Origin of the sequence: Streptomyces sp. NPDC053542 (genome assembly GCF_044544685.1) — a bacterium.
Lineage (GTDB): Bacteria > Actinomycetota > Actinomycetes > Streptomycetales > Streptomycetaceae > Streptomyces.
This window is the reverse complement of the sequence record NZ_JBITXL010000002.1, coordinates 618,377-633,880: the sequence shown is the minus strand read 5'-3', so window position 1 is coordinate 633,880 and position 15,504 is coordinate 618,377. Positions and strand designations below refer to the sequence as shown.

Below are 15,504 nucleotides of genomic sequence, written 5' to 3'. Positions count from 1 at the left end.
CCGGCGGCCGCCTTATCGCGTACTCGTGACGGCGGTCACGACTGCGTGATAACTTCCCGAAACGGGTAACGCCGGATACCGGCGGATACCGCCAGGCACCAGCCCTCCGGCTGAAGGGGGCACGACGCCCATGAGCCCGTTCACAGGTTCCGCGCACGCCACCGACGCATGGGAACACCTCCGCGTGACCAGGGAGGACGGGGTCGCCACCGTCACCCTCGCGCGCCCGGACACCCTCAACTCCCTCACCTTCGGCGCCTACGCCGACCTCCGCGACCTGCTCGCCGAACTCTCCCGCGAACGTGCCGTACGCGCCCTGGTGCTCGGCGGCGAGGGCCGCGGCTTCTGCTCCGGCGGCGACGTCGAGGAGATCATCGGCGCCACGCTGGAGATGGACACCGGACAGCTGCTGGACTTCAACCGGATGACCGGTCAGGTCGTACGGGCGCTGCGGGAATGCCCGTTCCCGGTCATCGCGGCCGTGCACGGCGTGGCCGCGGGGGCCGGCGCCGTCCTCGCGCTCGCCGCCGACTTCCGCGTCGCCGACCCCTCGGCGCGCTTCGCCTTCCTCTTCACCAAGGTCGGGCTCTCCGGCGGCGACATGGGCGCGGCCTACCTGCTGCCCCGCGTCGTCGGCCTCGGGCACGCCACCCGGCTGCTGATGCTGGGGGAGGCCGTGCGCGCCCCCGAAGCCGAGCGCATCGGGCTGATCAGCGAGCTGGCCGAGGAGGGAAAGGCGCACGAGACGGCCGCCGCGCTGGCCCGCCGGCTCGCGGCCGGCCCCGCACTCGCCCACGCCCAGACCAAGGCGCTGCTCACCGCCGAGCTGGACATGCCGCTCGCGGCGGCCGTCGAGATGGACGCGGCGACCCAGGCGCTGCTGATGAACAGCTCCGACTACGCGGAGTTCCACGCGGCGTTCACCGCCAAGCGCAGCCCGAAGTGGCAGGGCAAATGAGCCCGGGGGAGGGGGCGCTGCCCGGCGGCCGGGTGGCCGTCATCGGCGGCGGCCCCGGCGGCCTGTACGCGGCGGTCCTGCTCAAGCGCCTGGATCCGGCCCGCGAGGTCACCGTCTGGGAGCGCAATGCGCCCGACGACACCTTCGGCTTCGGCGTGGTCCTCTCGGACGAGACGCTGGGCGGCATCGAACAGGCCGACCCGGTCGTCCACGAGGCGCTGCGCCGCGAGTACGTGCGCTGGGACGCCATCGACATCGCGCACCGCGGCCGCACCCTCACCTCCGGCGGCCACGGCTTCGCCGCCATCGGGCGCCGCCGCCTCCTCCAGCTGCTGCACGAGCGCTGCCGCGCGCTCGGCGTACGGCTGCGCTTCCGTACCGAGGCGCCGCCCGCCGCCGTTCTCGCGCGCGACCACGATCTGGTGATCGCCGCCGACGGCGTGCACAGCGCCACGCGCGGCGCGCACGCCGGGATCTTCCGCCCGCACCTGACCACGCACCGCTGCCGCTACATCTGGCTCTCCGCCGACCTCGCCTTCGACGCCTTCCGCTTCGACATCGCGGAGACCGAGCACGGGGTACTGCAGCTGCACGGTTACCCGTACTCCCGCCCGTCACCCGACCACCGCCCCTCAACGAGGCCCTCCGGGCCGCCCCTTCCAGTCGGGGCCAGCACCGTCATCGTCGAGGCGCACGAGGACGTCTGGCGGCGGGCGGGCTGGGACGCCTGTCCGGTGGAGGAGTCCGTCGGGCAGTGCGCCAAGATCTTCGCGGACGCGCTGGGCGGCCGCCCGCTGCATGGCAACAACTCCGCCTGGACCGCCTTCCGTACGGTCACCAACGCGCGCTGGTCGCACGGCAACATCGTGCTGCTCGGCGACGCCGCGCACACCGCGCACTTCTCCATCGGCTCCGGCACCAAGCTCGCCGTCGAGGACGCGCTCGCGCTCGCCGCCTGCCTCCAGGAGCACGCGGTACTCCCCGAGGCGCTCGCCGCGTACGAGGCCGAGCGCCGGCCCGTCGTCGAGTCCACCCAGCGGGCGGCGCGCGCCAGCCTGGAGTGGTTCGAGAACCTCGCGCAGTACGTCGAGCAGCCGCCCCGCCGTTTCGCCTTCAACCTGCTCACTCGGAGCCGCCGGGTCACCCACGACAATCTCCGGCTGCGCGATCCCCGCTTCGTCGCCGCGGTCGAGGAGGAGGCCGGGGTGGCGCCCGGCACGCCGCCGATGTTCACGCCCTTCCGGCTCGGCGGGCTCACCCTGCGCAACCGTGTCGTCGTCTCGCCGATGGACATGTACAGCGCCGACGCCGACGGCACGCCGGGCGACTTCCACCTCGTCCACCTCGGCGCCCGGGCTCTTGGCGGCGCGGGCCTGGTGATGACGGAGATGGTCTGCGTGAGCCGGCAGGGCCGCATTACACCCGGGTGCACGGGGTTGTACGCGCCGGAGCACGAGGCCGCCTGGCGCCGGGTCACCGACTTCGTGCACGCCGGTGCGCCCGGCACGGCGATCGGCGTCCAGCTCGGCCATTCGGGCCGCAAGGGCTCGACCCGGCTGATGTGGGAGGGCATCGACCAGCCGCTCCCGGAGGGCAACTGGCCGCTCGTGGCCGCCTCCGCGCTCCCGTACCGGCAGGGCGTCAACCAGATACCGCACGCGCTGACCACCGAGGAGCTGGCGGGCGTGCGCGAGGACTTCGTCCGCGCCGCCGAGCGTGCCGCGCGCGCCGGTTTCGACCTGCTCGAACTGCACTGCGCACACGGCTATCTGCTCTCCGGCTTCCTCTCGCCGCTCACCAACCGGCGCACCGACGCCTATGGCGGCGACCTCGCCGCGCGGCTGCGTTTCCCGCTGGAGGTCTTCGACGCGGTGCGCGCCGTCTGGCCGGCCGGGCGGCCCATGACGGTACGGATCTCCGCCACCGACTGGGCGGCGGGCGGCACCACCGCCGAGGACGCGGTGGAGATCGCGCGGGCCTTCGCCGCGCACGGAGCCGACGCGATCGATGTCTCCACGGGGCAGGTGGTCCCTGACGAGCAGCCCGCCTTCGGACGCTCGTACCAGACGCCGTTCGCCGATCGCATTCGCAACGCGGTGGGCGTCCCGGTGATCGCGGTGGGCGCCATCTCGTCCTGGGACGACGTCAATTCGCTGATTCTGGCGGGGCGCGCGGACCTGTGCGCGCTGGCCCGGCCGCATCTCTACGACCCGAACTGGACCCTGCACGCGGCGGCGGAGCAGGGGTATTCCGGCCCCGGTGCGCCCTGGCCCGCGCCGTACCGGGCAGGCAGTCGCATTCCGCCCACGGGGCGGACGGACGCGCCCAAGCAGCGGTTGTCACTGGGGAGCTGAGACGCCCGGCGGACGGACCGGGCGGCGCGGTGGTTCAAGAAACCGGCGCGCAGGTCACCGTGGCGGTGAAGACCGGGTCACCGTCGTGTTCTGCCCGTACCGCCACGCGGGGCAGGCCGGTCGCGTCCGGGCCCAGCGCCCGGGCGCGTATCCAGCAGGGCGCGTCCAGTTCGGCGTAGCGGGCGAAGGAGCAGTCCATCGCGGCGGCCGTCCAGCGGCCGGGTCCGACGACGGTGTACGCGGCCTGCCGTGCGGCTTCCACCAGCAGCATGCCGGGCACGTGGTCCACGGGGTGGTCGAAGAGCACCGGGTGCGTGATGTCGGTGCGCAGCCGCCAGCGGCCGGCCTCGTCGGCGGGGGAGAGGACCACGTCGGCCTCGCGGTCCCGGCCGACCAGTGCCGGAGGGAGCGGCTCGGCCGGCGGGAGCGCGCGCGAGAGGGCGTGGCCGAGGTCGGCGTACGGGCCGCGCAGCCGCCGGTAGACGGCCGGCGTCTGGCAGGTGAAGGTGCACTCGGCGCGTCCCAGGCGCCGGCCGTCCCGGTAGGTGTCGAAGGTCTGCCGCATGCCGGACAGCCGGCTGCCTCTGCGCAGGATGTCGTGGTTGCGCACGCGGACTTCGACCTCGGCGGGCGCGCCGGTGACCTTCAGGGCCTCGGGGGTGACGGTGTAGCGCACGCTGCCCCAGATCACGGTGTGGCCCAGCGGCACGCCGTGGCCGACGTGGTTGAGGAGGAGGCCGGCCTGGCGCACGGTCTCCACCATCATGACGGGGTCGTGCAGTCCGTACGCGGGGCCGTAGAAGCTGTGGGCGCGCGGCCATTGGGCGTCGACGGTCCAGGCGTCCGTGCCGTCGGCGCGCCAGTCGGTGAGGAACACCTCGGTGACAGCGCTGCGGTGGACGTACTCCCGCGGGACCGTGGTGGTCAGCGGCCGCAGGGGCGTGAGGGCGGCCTCGTACCCCGCTGGTGCGGTGCGTCTGCCGGGCATGGGGGGCGGCACGGTCAGAACGACGGTCATACGGGTTCCTTCCCTGGGCGGGCGCGGGGTGCGCCCGTACTCAGCGCCTGCCGCCCCAAGATACGAACCGGCTGGTTTGTTTTCTAGTGTCTCAGAGTGAAACTTTGGCTAGAAGTGTTACGTGTGACGTACATGGATGCAGTCAGGGCCGTTTCGGCCGTGCCGCATGGGCGGCGGGTTGCCCGGGGCAACGAAAAACGGCGGCCGGGAGGCCGCCGTCGGAGGGGGTGCGGGGTCGGTCAGGCGGCGCGCCGCAACCACCGGCCGCTGGGGTCCAGGTGACTCATGGCTCCCGGCGGAGCCAGTCCCGGCAGGATGTGCCGCCAGAGGTTGGTGACGCGCTCGTGCAGGTCGGCGCGGTTCGTGACGGCCTGGGAGAAGAGCTGTACGCCCATGTACGCGGACACCACGAACTCCGCGGCCTTCGCCGGGTTCACTGCCGAGAGCAACTCCCCGCGCTCGTGCGCCTCGGTGAACATCCTGGTGACGATGTCGATCCAGTCCTGGTAGGGCACCAGGGGCTCGGAGTTGAAGGTCGTCTCCACCGCGATGCGGGTGCCGGCCTGCAGCACCGGGTCGTCACGCAGCGCCTGCGCCACCTGATGACTGAAGTCGATGACGTCCTGCACTCGCGACTCACTCGGCGGCGGCACCAGCATCTCGGTCTGTTCCGCGATGACCGCGCGTGCCAGGGCGTCCTTGGACGGGAAGTGGAAGTACAGCGCGCCCTTGGTGACCTGGGCCCGCTGGATGATCTCCGCGATGGTGGCCGCTTCGTAGCCCCGCTCGCCGATGACCTCGGCGGCCGCCACGAGGACGGCCTGTCGAGTGCGCACTGCCCGTTCCTGCTTGGCCACCGGCGGTCCTCCGCATGTTCGCTCTGGGGTGCGTCCGCCTTCCGCGGATCTGGCCGAATTCTATTGACGCCGCAAACAATAATCCAACCAGACGGTATTGATCTGTGGTGGAGATTTGGGAAAGCTTCGTTCCGGTCGCACCGGTCGTGAACGGTCGGCCCCCGAGTCCGGACGCGGCGCGTGCGTACGGGCCCTGCAAACCGTCCGGCAGCCCTCTATCCCAGGAGCCTCCCCCCATGGCCGCGCCCGTCCACCCCGCCACCCACCGCGAGATCCGCCTCGCCGCCCGCGCCGACGGCGCCCTGACACCGGATCACTTCACGGTGGCCGACACCCCGCTCCCGGTACCAGTGCCGGGCACGGTCCTGGTACGCAACCGGTTCATGGCCGTGACCGCCGTGATGCGCACGATGATGACCGCCGCCGAACTGCCCATGCCCTCCTATGTGCCGGGCCGGGCTCTGTGGGGCGCGGCGATCGGCGAGGTCGTCGAGGCGCCCGGCGGCGGCTTCGCGCCCGGCGACCTCGTCCGGCACGACCTGGGCTGGCGGGAGTACGCCCTGGTGGATGCGGCACGCGCGCAGCGCATCGACCCCGAGGCGCTGCCCGACCCGGCGGCGCATCTCTCGCAGGGCGCGACCGCCTGGGGCGCCCTGGTGCGCATCGCGCAGGTGCGGCCCGGCGACACGGTGTTCATCACCGGCGCGGCCGGCGGTGTCGGCAGCCTCGCGGGCCAGCTCGCCCGGCGCCTGGGGGCGCGCCGGGTCATCGGCTCCACCGGCTCCGAGAGCAAGGCCGAGTACCTGGTGAAGGAGCTGGGCTACGACGAGGTGGTGCTCCGCGGCGCCGGTCCGGTCGGTCCGCAGCTGCGCAGGGCGGCGCCCAACGGCATCGACGTCCTGCTGGACACGGTGGGCGGCGAGCAGCTGGCGGCGGCGCTCGAATCGGCCCGCACCGGCGCCCGGTTCGCGCTCGTGGGCGCGCTGTCGGCGCAGCTGGGGGAGGGGGACGGGACCACGGCGCCGGTCGAGCTGGACGCCGGTCTGGTGGTCACCCGGCGGGTCACGCTGCGCGGCTTCTCGGTACGCGACCACCCGGGCCTCGCGCAGGAGTGGACCGAGGAGTTCGGGCGCGGGCTGCGCGACGGCACGCTGATCTTCGCGCACAGCCGGCTGCGCGGCCTGGACCAGGCCCCGGAGGCGCTGCGCGAACTCGTCCAGGGCGACCACACCGGAGCGGTGCTGGTCGAACTGTGAACTCCGTGCGGCCCGCCGGGGGGCGGGCCGGGCGGCAGCCGTGGGGGCCCGCCCTGACGGGCCCCGGCGGCACACGGGCGCTGCGGCCACCGGGCCACCGGTGACCGCCGCGCCCGTGCGAAGCTCAGCGGGGCGGCGTGCGGCGCGGCGCGAAGGCGGCCGGGTCGCGCCCCGCGGCGCCGCGCAGGGCGGGCTGGGGGACGGCGGCGCGCGGCCCGCCGGGCGGCCCGGAACGCAGCGGGCGTCCCGCGCCGGTGGCGGGCACCGCCCGCGGCGTGGGCACCAGCTGCCGCCACATGTCCGTCACGGCCTCCCGGCTCCACCACGTACGGTCCGCGTGGCCGAGCTCGAGCAGCCCGACCACCATCGTGGTCAGCGCCCGGGCGAGCCGCTGCGGGTCGGTGTCCGGGGGCAGCCGGCCCGCCGAGCGGTCGGCGGCGGCCTTCTCCAGGAACAGCGCGCACCACCGCCGGTGCAGCAGGGTGCCGGTGGACGCGGGGTCGCTCTCCGGGCGGATCTGCAGCCCGGCGCGGACGACGACGTCCCGGTCCACCCGGTCCAGCAGGGCGGCGGCGAAGTCGCGGGAGGCGCTCAGTACCGGGTCGGGCGCGCGCAGCAGCTGTTCCTCCAGCTCGCGCAGCGCGGCGAGGGCCTCGTCCCGTACGGCGAGGGTCAGTTCTTCCTTGGACTCGAAGTGGAAGTAGAGCGCGCCTTTGCTCAGTCTCGCGCGCCGGCTGATGTCGACCATGCCGGAGGCGGAGACGCCCTTGTCGATGAAGCTCTGGGCGGCCGAGCGGATGAGCGCCTGGCGGCTCTGGATCGCGCGGTGCTGCGTGGGCACTGTGTCCGTCCTGTCTCTCGTCCGGCTCGCGGGCTCGTGGAGCCGATCCGGCTCGCGGGCTCGGTGAGCCGAGGGCTCGGTGACGCGGGAGCCCTGTGGCCCGATGGCTCACCTGGTTCCTGGTTCACGTGGTTCGCTGCGGCGAAAGGGTAGAAAGCGTAGCGAGAAAAACCAACCATGCGGTTTCAATATGGTACGGCCCGACGGCGGCGGGCGCGGTAACCGGCCGATCCCTCGAAGCCGACGTGGCCGAAGAGCGACCCCCTTGATCGCTGCGCCGTGCCGGTCGAGATGTCGTTCGCCCCGGGCGTCACACGCGTTGCAGTCGTGTACGCGTTGTGTGTGAGGTGTGGCTCAGCGCATTGACAAACAGCGCAGACGGTTTTTAAATCTGCAAAGGCGAGCAACGAAACGCGTTGCCCTCCATGAAAGCCGTTATGACGCTTCCCCGCCAGGCCCCCGCGGTGTTGCGCACCGACGGAACCGCTTCACTCTTCACACATGCATCGGTTTAAGTTCCCCATCGCCGGTGGGAGTCCTGGACTCCGCCCGGCCCGTCAACGCATCGGAAGGTATCGAGCAATGCGCGATTCAGCGGACGTCGGCGAAGGCTTCGGGGGGGCGCCGCGGGGTGGCGGTGCGGTCCCGATCCGGGCTGTCGTATTCGACCTGGACGGCACCCTCGCCGACACGCTGCCCGCCATTGGCCGGCTGCTCTCCAAGGTGGTCGCGGAGCAGGGGCGCCGGGTGACGCCCCGGCAGGCCGCGGCCGCGGTCGGCAAGCCGGCCCCCGCCGCCTTCGGGCAGCTGCTCGGCCGCCCGGAGACGGACGAGGCGGTGCTCACCGCCATGGGTCGCTACCGCGAACTCTTCGCCCACGAAGTGCTCCGCGAGGGCCCGCGCCTGCTGTTCCCCGGCGTCTCCGCCGGCCTGTCCGCGCTGCGCGCGCACGGCATCGAACTGGCCGTGGCCACCTCCAAGGTCGCGCGCAGCGCCGAGGCACTGCTGGACGTGATGGGCATCCGCGACCTGGTCGGCCCGGTCATCTGCCACGACATGGTGCGGCGCGGCAAGCCGCACCCGGAGATGGCGCTGCGCGCCGTCTCGCAGCTCGGCGTCTCGCCGCGCGAGAGCGCCTACGTCGGTGACACCGTCGGCGACATGCGGATGGCCGTCACCGCCCACATGGCCCCGATCGCCGTCACCTACGGCGTGGGCCGCTTCGGGGAGCTGGCCGCGGTGGCCGGCACCCGGATGTGCAGCTCCTTCCGTGACGTGGTCGCCGCGGTGGCCGCCTCCCGCCCCCGCCCGGTCGAAATGGCCGCCGGGCACCACCGGATGCGCTGAGCCGCCACCGGATGCGCTGAGGCGCTCCGCCGCCCGTCGCTCCGGGGCCGCATCCCCGTGCCCGCCCCGTACGACGTTCGCTCCGCACCACACCCGCCCGTACGACGCCCGCTCCGCACGACGTGCCCCGCGCGCGACCGCGCCGCCACCCTGACGGCCGTCCCCGCCCGTGCGCACGCCGGACCCCCCATGCGGAGGCCCGTCCCTCACCCGGGACCCAGCGCGCCCCGCTCACCCAGCACGCCGTACACGAACTCCGCGCCCGCCGCGTGCAGCCGGCGGTGCAGCCGGCCGAAGACCGCCGCCGCGCGGCCGCCGGGCCAGTCCTCCGGCAGCAGCGCGGCAGGCAGCCCGGGATCGGCGTACGGCAGGCGTCGCCAGGCGTCCAGGGCCAGCAGATAGTCGTGGTACGCCGTCTCCGGCACCGTCCCGCGGCGGCGGGTCCAGTGCCGCAGCACCGGCTCGTGCGCGTCGAGGAACGCCCGGTGCCGCCCGGCGATCGCGGGCAGGTCCCACCAGCGCGCCACCGCCTCCACCGTCGGCGCGAACCCGGCGTGCGCGCCGGTGAAGAGATCGACGTACGGATCGAGTCCGAGGCGCCGCAATACGTGCCGGGTCTCCTCGTAGAGATGGCCCGGGGCGATCCACACGCCCGGAGCCGCGGTACCGAAGCCGAGCCGGGCCAGCCGGGAGCGCAGCAGGTGCCGCTTGTGCCGCTCCTCCTCGGGTACCGAGAACACCGCCAGCACCCAGCCGTCGCTCGCGCGGGCCGCGGGCCGCCCGTAGATCCGGCGGTCGCCGTCGGCCAGCAGCTCGCGCGCGGCCGCCGACAGCGCGTACCCGGCGGCGCCCGACGCCGTGCGCGCGGGCACCAGCAGTTCGCGGCGCTTGAGCCGGGAGACCGCCGAGCGCACCGACGGCGGGTCCACGCCCACCACGCCCAGCAGCGTGATCAGCGCGGCCACCGGCACCGGCCCCAGCGGCTCGCCCTTCGCGTCGCGTCCGTACGCGCCGTAGAAGGTGACGATCAGGGACCGTGGGGTGCGCTGCGGCTGAGGGTCACTCACGCCGTCACTCTAAAGGGGCACCCTGCAGCGGTGCCCGCAGCCGGAAACGCTGGAGTTTGCCGGTCGGCGTCCGGGGAAGCGCGTCGTGGAAGACGATCTCGCGCGGACACTTGTACGGCGCGATCTCGGCCTTGGTGAACTCCCGCAGCGCGGCGACGGTCTCCTCCGAACGGGGGAGTCCGGCACCGAGCACGACATGGGCCACGACCACCTGCCCGCGCTCCGTGTCCGGCCGGCCGACCACCGCCGCCTCCGTCACCGCCGGGTGCCGCAGCAGCGCCTCCTCGACCTCGGGCCCGGCGATGTTGTACCCGGCCGAGATGATCATGTCGTCGGCGCGCGCGACATACCGGAAGTACCCGTCCGGCTCGCGCACATAGGTGTCGCCGGTGAGGTTCCAGCCGTCCCGTACGTACTCCAGGTGGCGCGGATCGGCGAGGTAGCGGCAGCCGGTCGGGCCGCGCACGGCCAGCAGCCCCGGCTCGCCGTCCGGCACCGGCCGGCCCGCCGCGTCCACCACCCGCGCCTCGTACCCCGGCACCGGCACCCCGGTGAACCCGGGACGGGCGGCCTCGTCGGCGGCCGAGAGGAAGATGTGCAGCAGCTCCGTCGCGCCGATGCCGTTGATGAGCCGCAGGCCGGTCGCGGCATGCCAGGCGTGCCAGGTGGCCGCCGGGAGGTTCTCGCCCGCCGAGACGCAGCGGCGCAGCGACGAGACGTCGTACCCCTCCAGTTCGGGCAGCATCGCGCGGTAGGCGGTGGGCGCGGTGAACAGGACGGAGACCCGGTGCGCCGCGATGTCCCTCAGCAGTCCGCGCGGGCCGGCCCCTTCGGTGAGCAGCGCGCTGGCCCCGGCCCGCAGCGGGAAGACCACCAGGCCGCCGAGGCCGAAGGTGAAGCCCAGCGGCGGGCTGCCCGCGAAGACGTCGTCCGGCACGGGGCGCAGCACCTGTGCCGAGAAGGTGTCGGCGATGGCGAGCACGTCCCGGTGGAAGTGCATGCAGCCCTTGGGGCGTCCGGTGGTGCCGGAGGTGAAGGCGATCAGCGCGACGTCGTCGGCGGAGGTGTCCACCGCCGGGTACTCGGCGGGCTTGCCGGCGGCCCGGCGCAGCAGGTCGTCGGGCGCCTCGCCGCCGTACGCGGTGACCGCCAGACCGGGGAGCGCGGCCTTGGACAGATCGTCCACCGACCGTACGTCGCACACCGCATGGCGGATACGCGCGAGGTCGCAGATCGTGGCCAGTTCGTGGGCGCGCTGCGCGGCCGGTACGGTCACCGCCACCGCGCCCGCCTTCATCACCGCCAGCCAGCAGGCGGCGAGCGCGGGGGAGTTCGGTCCGCGCAGCAGTACGCGCGTGCCGGGCCGCACGCCGAGGTCGTCGGTCAGTACGTGTGCGAGGCGGTTGACGCGCTCGCGCAGCTCTCCGTACGTCCAGACCGTCCCGCCGCCGTCGCGCAGGGCGGGCCGCTCCGCGCCGAACCGGCGCAGCGAGCCGTCCAGCAGCTCGGTACCGCAGTTGAGCCGGTCGGGGTAGCCCAGATCGCCGAGGTGCGGCCACTGCTGGGGTGGTGGGAGATGGTCGCGGGCGAAGGTGTCGGCGTGGGCCGATGGCTGTAGGTCCATGACGCATGCGCCCCCTCGTGACGCTCAGCCGTGGTGTCCGAGGGCCGCCGGGGACTGCCGTACGGACGGTTCGCCAGCGTAACGTGTTCGTGACGGCAGTCAACAGACCGCGATAAGCAGACCGTGTTGAGGGAGCCGCTTCGTGACCGCATTCGCGCTCGACCCCGAGGACGTGGCCTGGTGTGCCGAGCTGCGCGCCCTGACCGCCGCGCATCTGCGCCCGCTCGCCGAGAAGGGCGAGCCCGGCCGGGTCAACCGCCCGCTGGTGGCCGCGCTCGGCGAACGGGGGCTGCTGCGCCGGCTGTTCCCCGACGGCGGCACCGTCCGCGCGCTGGATCTGTGCCTGCTGCGGGAGTCGCTGGCCCAGGAGTGCACGGAGGCGGAGACCGCGCTCGCGCTCCAGGGGCTCGGCGCCTACCCCGTACTGCAGTCCGGTACCGAGCAGCAGCGGGCGCGCTGGCTGCCGGAGGTCACCGCCGGGCGCGCGGTCGCCGCCTTCGCGCTCAGCGAGCCCGGCGCGGGCTCCGACGCGGCGGCGCTCACCCTGGCCGCCGAGCCGGACGGCACCAGCGGCAACGGCTGGCGGCTCACCGGCGAGAAGTGCTGGATCTCCAACGCGCCCGAGGCCGACTTCGCGACCGTCTTCGCGCGCACCGGCGAGGCGCCGGGCGCCCGCGGCGTCACCGCCTTCCTCGTCCCCGCCGACCGGCCGGGACTGAGCGGCGAGCACCTGGACATGCTCAGCCCGCACCCCATCGGGACGCTGGTCTTCGACGGCGTGCCCGTCACCCGCGCGGACGTCCTGGGCGAGCCGGGCCACGGCTTCGGCGTCGCGATGCGGACCCTGAACCTCTTCCGGCCCAGCGTCGGTGCCTTCGCGGTCGGCATGGCCCAGGCGGCGCTGGACGCCGCTCTGGAACACGCCGCCACCCGCGAGGCGTTCGGCGGACCGCTGAAGGACCTGCAGTCCGTCGCGCACCGCCTCGCCGACCTCGCCACCCGTACCGAGGCGGCCCGGCTGCTGGTCTACGCGGCGGCCGCGGCCTACGACGCGGGCGCGCCCGGCATCGCCAAGCGCGCCGCCATGGCCAAGCTGCTCGCCACCGAGACCGCCCAGGAGGCCGTCGACGCCGCCGTACAGATCCACGGTGCCCGCGCCCTGCGCCGCGGCCACCTGCTGGAACACCTCTACCGGGAGGTGCGCGCGCCGCGCATCTACGAGGGCGCGACGGAGGTGCAGCGCACGATCATCGCGCGGGAGCTGTACCGCTGACGGTCGCCCCGCCGCCGAACGCCCCGTCACCGGACCCGTCGTCGGACGCCCCGGCACCGGCCGCGGCGCCGTCCTCCAGTCCCGCGTCCGCCGCCGCCACCGCGGCCCGCTCGGCCGTCAGATCCAGCGACCGGCAGGCCAGCACGTACACCCCGGCCGAGACCGGCAGGCCGATCAGCATGGTGAGGTCGGCGCCGCCCACCCACGCGGCGCCCGGCCCCTGGAGGTCCCCGACCTCCGCGAACGGCAGCATCGCCAGGAACCCGACCCCGTACGCGAGCAGTCCGCGCCCGCTCCACCGCCCGTACATCCCGCGCGGGTTGAAGATCTCCCGGATCGAGTAGTGGCCGCGCCGCACCACGTAGAAGTCGACCAGGTTGATCGCCGTCCAGGGGGTGAAGAGGTAGCCCAGTACGGTCAGGAAGTGCTCGAAGTCGGTCAGGAATGACCTGTCGGAGCCGAACGCGATCGCGGTGGAGAGTACGCCGAGCACCAGCAGGGCCATGATCCGCTTGGTGAGCGTCGGCCGGATCTTGCGTACCGAGTCCATGCTGGAGAGCAGGGTCAGGCTCCCGCCGTAGAAGTTGAGCGTGCCGATGGAGATCAGCGGCACCACGGAGACCAGCAGCAGCGTCACGCCGAAGCCGGGGAACAGCTCGTCACCCGCGGAGATCACCGAGTCGACCAGCTCGGCCTTCGGGAACAGCCCCGCGGCGACCGTGCCGATCAGCATCATCCACGCGCCACCGATCCACGCGCCCAGGTACGTCCACCAGAAGGACGACCGCACGCCGACCGTCGGCGGCAGATACCGCGAGTAGTCCGAGACATAGATCGACCAGGACATCTGGTACACGGCCGCGGTGAAGAACTGCACCAGGAACGGCGCGAGGACGAAGCCCCCGAGGTCCAGCTGCGCGGGCGAGAAGGGGTCGACGACCACGACGCCGACCGAGAAGACCGCCAGCACCGCGATCACCAGGTACGTGAGCCAGCGGGAGGCGCGGTGGATGACGTCGTAGCCGACGACCGCGAGGACGATGGCGAGCGCCGCGTACCCGATGTAGCTCGCCGCGGCCGGGGTGCCGGCCAGGTGGTGCATCGTCTGCGCGATCAGGATCTGGTTGAAGGCGGTGTACCCGATGTACGTCGTCAGGGCCACCACCCACACCAGCAGCGCGCCCACGTACCCGAACTGCGGGCGGGACTGCACCATTTGGGGCAGCCCGAGCTGCGGTCCCTGGGTGGAGTGGAAGGCCATGAAGAACGTGCCGAACGCGCCGCCGAGCACCACGGCGATCGCGGTCCATATGAGGTTGCCGCCCAGCGCGACGCCGATGGCGCCGGTCGCGATGGTGGCGAGGTGGGCGTCGCCCGCGAACCACACGGGGAAGAGGTGCCACACCTTGCCGTGCCGTTCGGCCAGCGGCACGTAGTCGATGGACCGGGTCTCGATGATCGGACTGGCTGTCACAATGCGACTCCTTCAGGGGACGGAAGGGGGCGGGCCGCGGGTCCCTCGCCGCGGCCCGCCCCCGGGCTCTCATCTGTGGTCGGTGCGGTGCAGTGCCGCGTACGTGTGGGCGCCGCACGGGACGAGTTCCGTGGAGAGGGCGTTCAGCTTGGCCTCGCGCCGCAGGGGCAGTACGGCGATGTCCCCGTCCCGTACCGTCGCCACCTCGCCGGCCGGCTCGGTGCGGGCGTCGGCGGGCACCTCAGTCCTCCGTCGCCGGCGCGAAGGACAGCAGCCCGTCGAGCCCGCGCTTGCTGATCTCGTTCGCGATCACCAGCCGCTGGATCTCCGAGGTGCCCTCCCAGATGCGGTCCACGCGCAGCTCGCGCCAGAGCCGCTCGACCGGCTGGTCCCGCATGTAGCCGCGGCCGCCGAAGATCTGCTGGCAGCGGTCGACGACCCGGCCCGACGCCTCGGACGCGGCGAGCTTCACCGTCGCGGCCCGCGCGTGCAGCAGCTTGCGGTCGCCGCCCTCGGTGAACTCCCAGGCCACCTGGTGGGTGAAGGCCCGGTTGGTGGTGATGTCCACGACCGAGTCGACGAGCATCCCCTGGATGAGCTGACGGTTGATCAGCGGTTCGCCGCCCTGGACGCGCTCCTTGGCCCAGTCGGTGGCCAGCCGCAGCGCCCGCTCGGCCGCGCCGATCGTGCGCGCGCCGATCATCAGCCGCTCCTCGGTGAACCAGTCGCGGGTCAGTTCGTACCCCTGGCCCACCCCGCCGAGTACGGCGTCCGCGCCCACCCGGACGTCCTCGAAGAGGAATTCGGGGTGCTCGTAGACGAAGGTGTGGGTGTAGCGCGGGGTGCGCTTGACGGAGACGCCCGGGGTGTCCTTGTCGATCAGGAAGAGCGTGGGGGCGCCCGACGGCGCGACGTTGGCCAGTACGATCAGGAAGTCCGCCGCGTCGCCGACCGTCACGAACCACTTCTCGCCGTTGATCACGTACCCGTCGCCGTCCGGTACGGCCGTGGTCCTGATACCGGACGGGTCCGAGCCCGCGTCCGCCTCGGTGATCGCCACCGCGTCCCGGCAGCGGCCCTGGATGCCGGGCAGCAGGTACCGCTCGCGCTGCTCGGGGGTGGCGGCGCGCAGGCAGTTGGCGGGCCGCCAGACCGTGTCCCAGAGCGCGCCGGTCAGCTTGCCGAGCTCGTCCTGGACGACGACCTGCTCCAGCACGGTCAGCCCGGCGCCGCCCCACTCGGCCGGCATGTTGATCGCCTGCAGCCCGCTGGCCAGCACCTCGTCCCGGATGGCGGCCAGCGCCTCGGGGGCGAGGCCGTTGTTCGCCTCGCACTCCTCCTCGTACGGCATGATCTTCGCGGCCAGTCCGGCGGCACGTTCCTTCAGCTCGGCCAGGCGCGGGGTGTGAGCGAACTGCACGGTGTCTCCTCAGAG

General features: G+C 73.3%; 13 protein-coding genes. 5 read left to right on the top strand and 8 right to left on the bottom strand.

What is annotated here, in order from left to right; genetic code table 11:
- Window positions 1-130 precede the first annotated feature (130 nt).
- Both ACIGXO_RS07010 and ACIGXO_RS07005 read left to right on the top strand, forming a co-directional pair.
- Window positions 131-958, top strand: a complete 828-nt coding sequence (locus tag ACIGXO_RS07010; protein WP_399781429.1) for an enoyl-CoA hydratase family protein — start codon at window positions 131-133, stop codon at window positions 956-958.
- On the top strand, window positions 955-3,312 hold the full coding sequence (locus ACIGXO_RS07005) for a bifunctional salicylyl-CoA 5-hydroxylase/oxidoreductase (protein ID WP_399781426.1): 2,358 nt from the start codon (window positions 955-957) through the stop codon (window positions 3,310-3,312). Before ACIGXO_RS07010 ends, ACIGXO_RS07005 begins: the two co-directional genes overlap by 4 nt.
- Window positions 3,313-3,346: 34 nt before the next feature.
- Here the strand turns inward: ACIGXO_RS07005 and ACIGXO_RS07000 are convergent, their stop codons facing one another.
- Together ACIGXO_RS07000 and ACIGXO_RS06995 are read right to left on the bottom strand one after the other, a co-directional pair.
- Complete coding sequence (locus tag ACIGXO_RS07000; protein ID WP_399781423.1) at window positions 3,347-4,330, bottom strand: ScbA/BarX family gamma-butyrolactone biosynthesis protein; 984 nt, start codon at window positions 4,328-4,330, stop codon at window positions 3,347-3,349.
- A 239-nt stretch (window positions 4,331-4,569) separates the two neighbouring features.
- The gene (locus ACIGXO_RS06995) at window positions 4,570-5,166 is read right to left on the bottom strand and encodes a ScbR family autoregulator-binding transcription factor (protein ID WP_399781420.1); all 597 of its coding nucleotides are present in this window, start codon (window positions 5,164-5,166) and stop codon (window positions 4,570-4,572) included.
- 257 nt (window positions 5,167-5,423) lie between these two features.
- Between ACIGXO_RS06995 and ACIGXO_RS06990 the strand changes: the two genes are divergently transcribed.
- Complete coding sequence (locus tag ACIGXO_RS06990; RefSeq protein ID WP_399781417.1) at window positions 5,424-6,443, top strand: MDR family NADP-dependent oxidoreductase; 1,020 nt, start codon at window positions 5,424-5,426, stop codon at window positions 6,441-6,443.
- A 124-nt stretch (window positions 6,444-6,567) separates the two neighbouring features.
- Here the strand turns inward: ACIGXO_RS06990 and ACIGXO_RS06985 are convergent, their stop codons facing one another.
- Window positions 6,568-7,284: a TetR family transcriptional regulator gene (locus ACIGXO_RS06985; protein ID WP_399781415.1), complete on the bottom strand. Its 717-nt coding sequence runs from the start codon at window positions 7,282-7,284 to the stop codon at window positions 6,568-6,570.
- Window positions 7,285-7,866: 582 nt separating this feature from the next.
- Here ACIGXO_RS06985 and ACIGXO_RS06980 point away from each other — a divergent pair.
- Window positions 7,867-8,631, top strand: coding sequence for an HAD family hydrolase (locus ACIGXO_RS06980; RefSeq protein WP_399781412.1), 765 nt, complete (start codon window positions 7,867-7,869; stop codon window positions 8,629-8,631).
- 206 nt (window positions 8,632-8,837) lie between these two features.
- Here the strand turns inward: ACIGXO_RS06980 and ACIGXO_RS06975 are convergent, their stop codons facing one another.
- Entirely contained in the window at window positions 8,838-9,698 is an 861-nt protein-coding gene (locus tag ACIGXO_RS06975; protein ID WP_399781409.1) for a PaaX family transcriptional regulator C-terminal domain-containing protein, read from the bottom strand.
- Between the two features lie 4 nt (window positions 9,699-9,702).
- Window positions 9,703-11,322 (bottom strand): AMP-binding protein, encoded by a 1,620-nt coding sequence (locus ACIGXO_RS06970; protein WP_399781406.1) that lies wholly within the window; start codon window positions 11,320-11,322, stop codon window positions 9,703-9,705.
- Between the two features lie 142 nt (window positions 11,323-11,464).
- On the opposite strand from ACIGXO_RS06970, the gene ACIGXO_RS06965 reads away from it, so the two are divergent.
- Window positions 11,465-12,595, top strand: a complete 1,131-nt coding sequence (locus ACIGXO_RS06965; protein ID WP_399781403.1) for an acyl-CoA dehydrogenase family protein — start codon at window positions 11,465-11,467, stop codon at window positions 12,593-12,595.
- On the opposite strand, the gene ACIGXO_RS06960 is transcribed toward ACIGXO_RS06965, so the two are convergent.
- The 3 genes from ACIGXO_RS06960 to ACIGXO_RS06950 all read right to left on the bottom strand — a co-directional run bounded on the left by ACIGXO_RS06960 (window position 12,570) and on the right by ACIGXO_RS06950 (window position 15,489).
- Window positions 12,570-14,069, bottom strand: coding sequence for a purine-cytosine permease family protein (locus ACIGXO_RS06960; RefSeq protein ID WP_399781400.1), 1,500 nt, complete (start codon window positions 14,067-14,069; stop codon window positions 12,570-12,572). The two genes, ACIGXO_RS06965 and ACIGXO_RS06960, sit on opposite strands and share 26 nt — an antisense overlap.
- Before the next feature lie 69 nt (window positions 14,070-14,138).
- A complete protein-coding gene (locus ACIGXO_RS06955) occupies window positions 14,139-14,309 on the bottom strand; it encodes a hypothetical protein (RefSeq protein WP_399781398.1) in 171 nt (56 codons plus the stop codon).
- Between the two features lies 1 nt (window position 14,310).
- Complete coding sequence (locus ACIGXO_RS06950) at window positions 14,311-15,489, bottom strand: acyl-CoA dehydrogenase family protein (protein WP_399781395.1); 1,179 nt, start codon at window positions 15,487-15,489, stop codon at window positions 14,311-14,313.
- Between the last annotated feature and the right edge of the window lie 15 nt (window positions 15,490-15,504).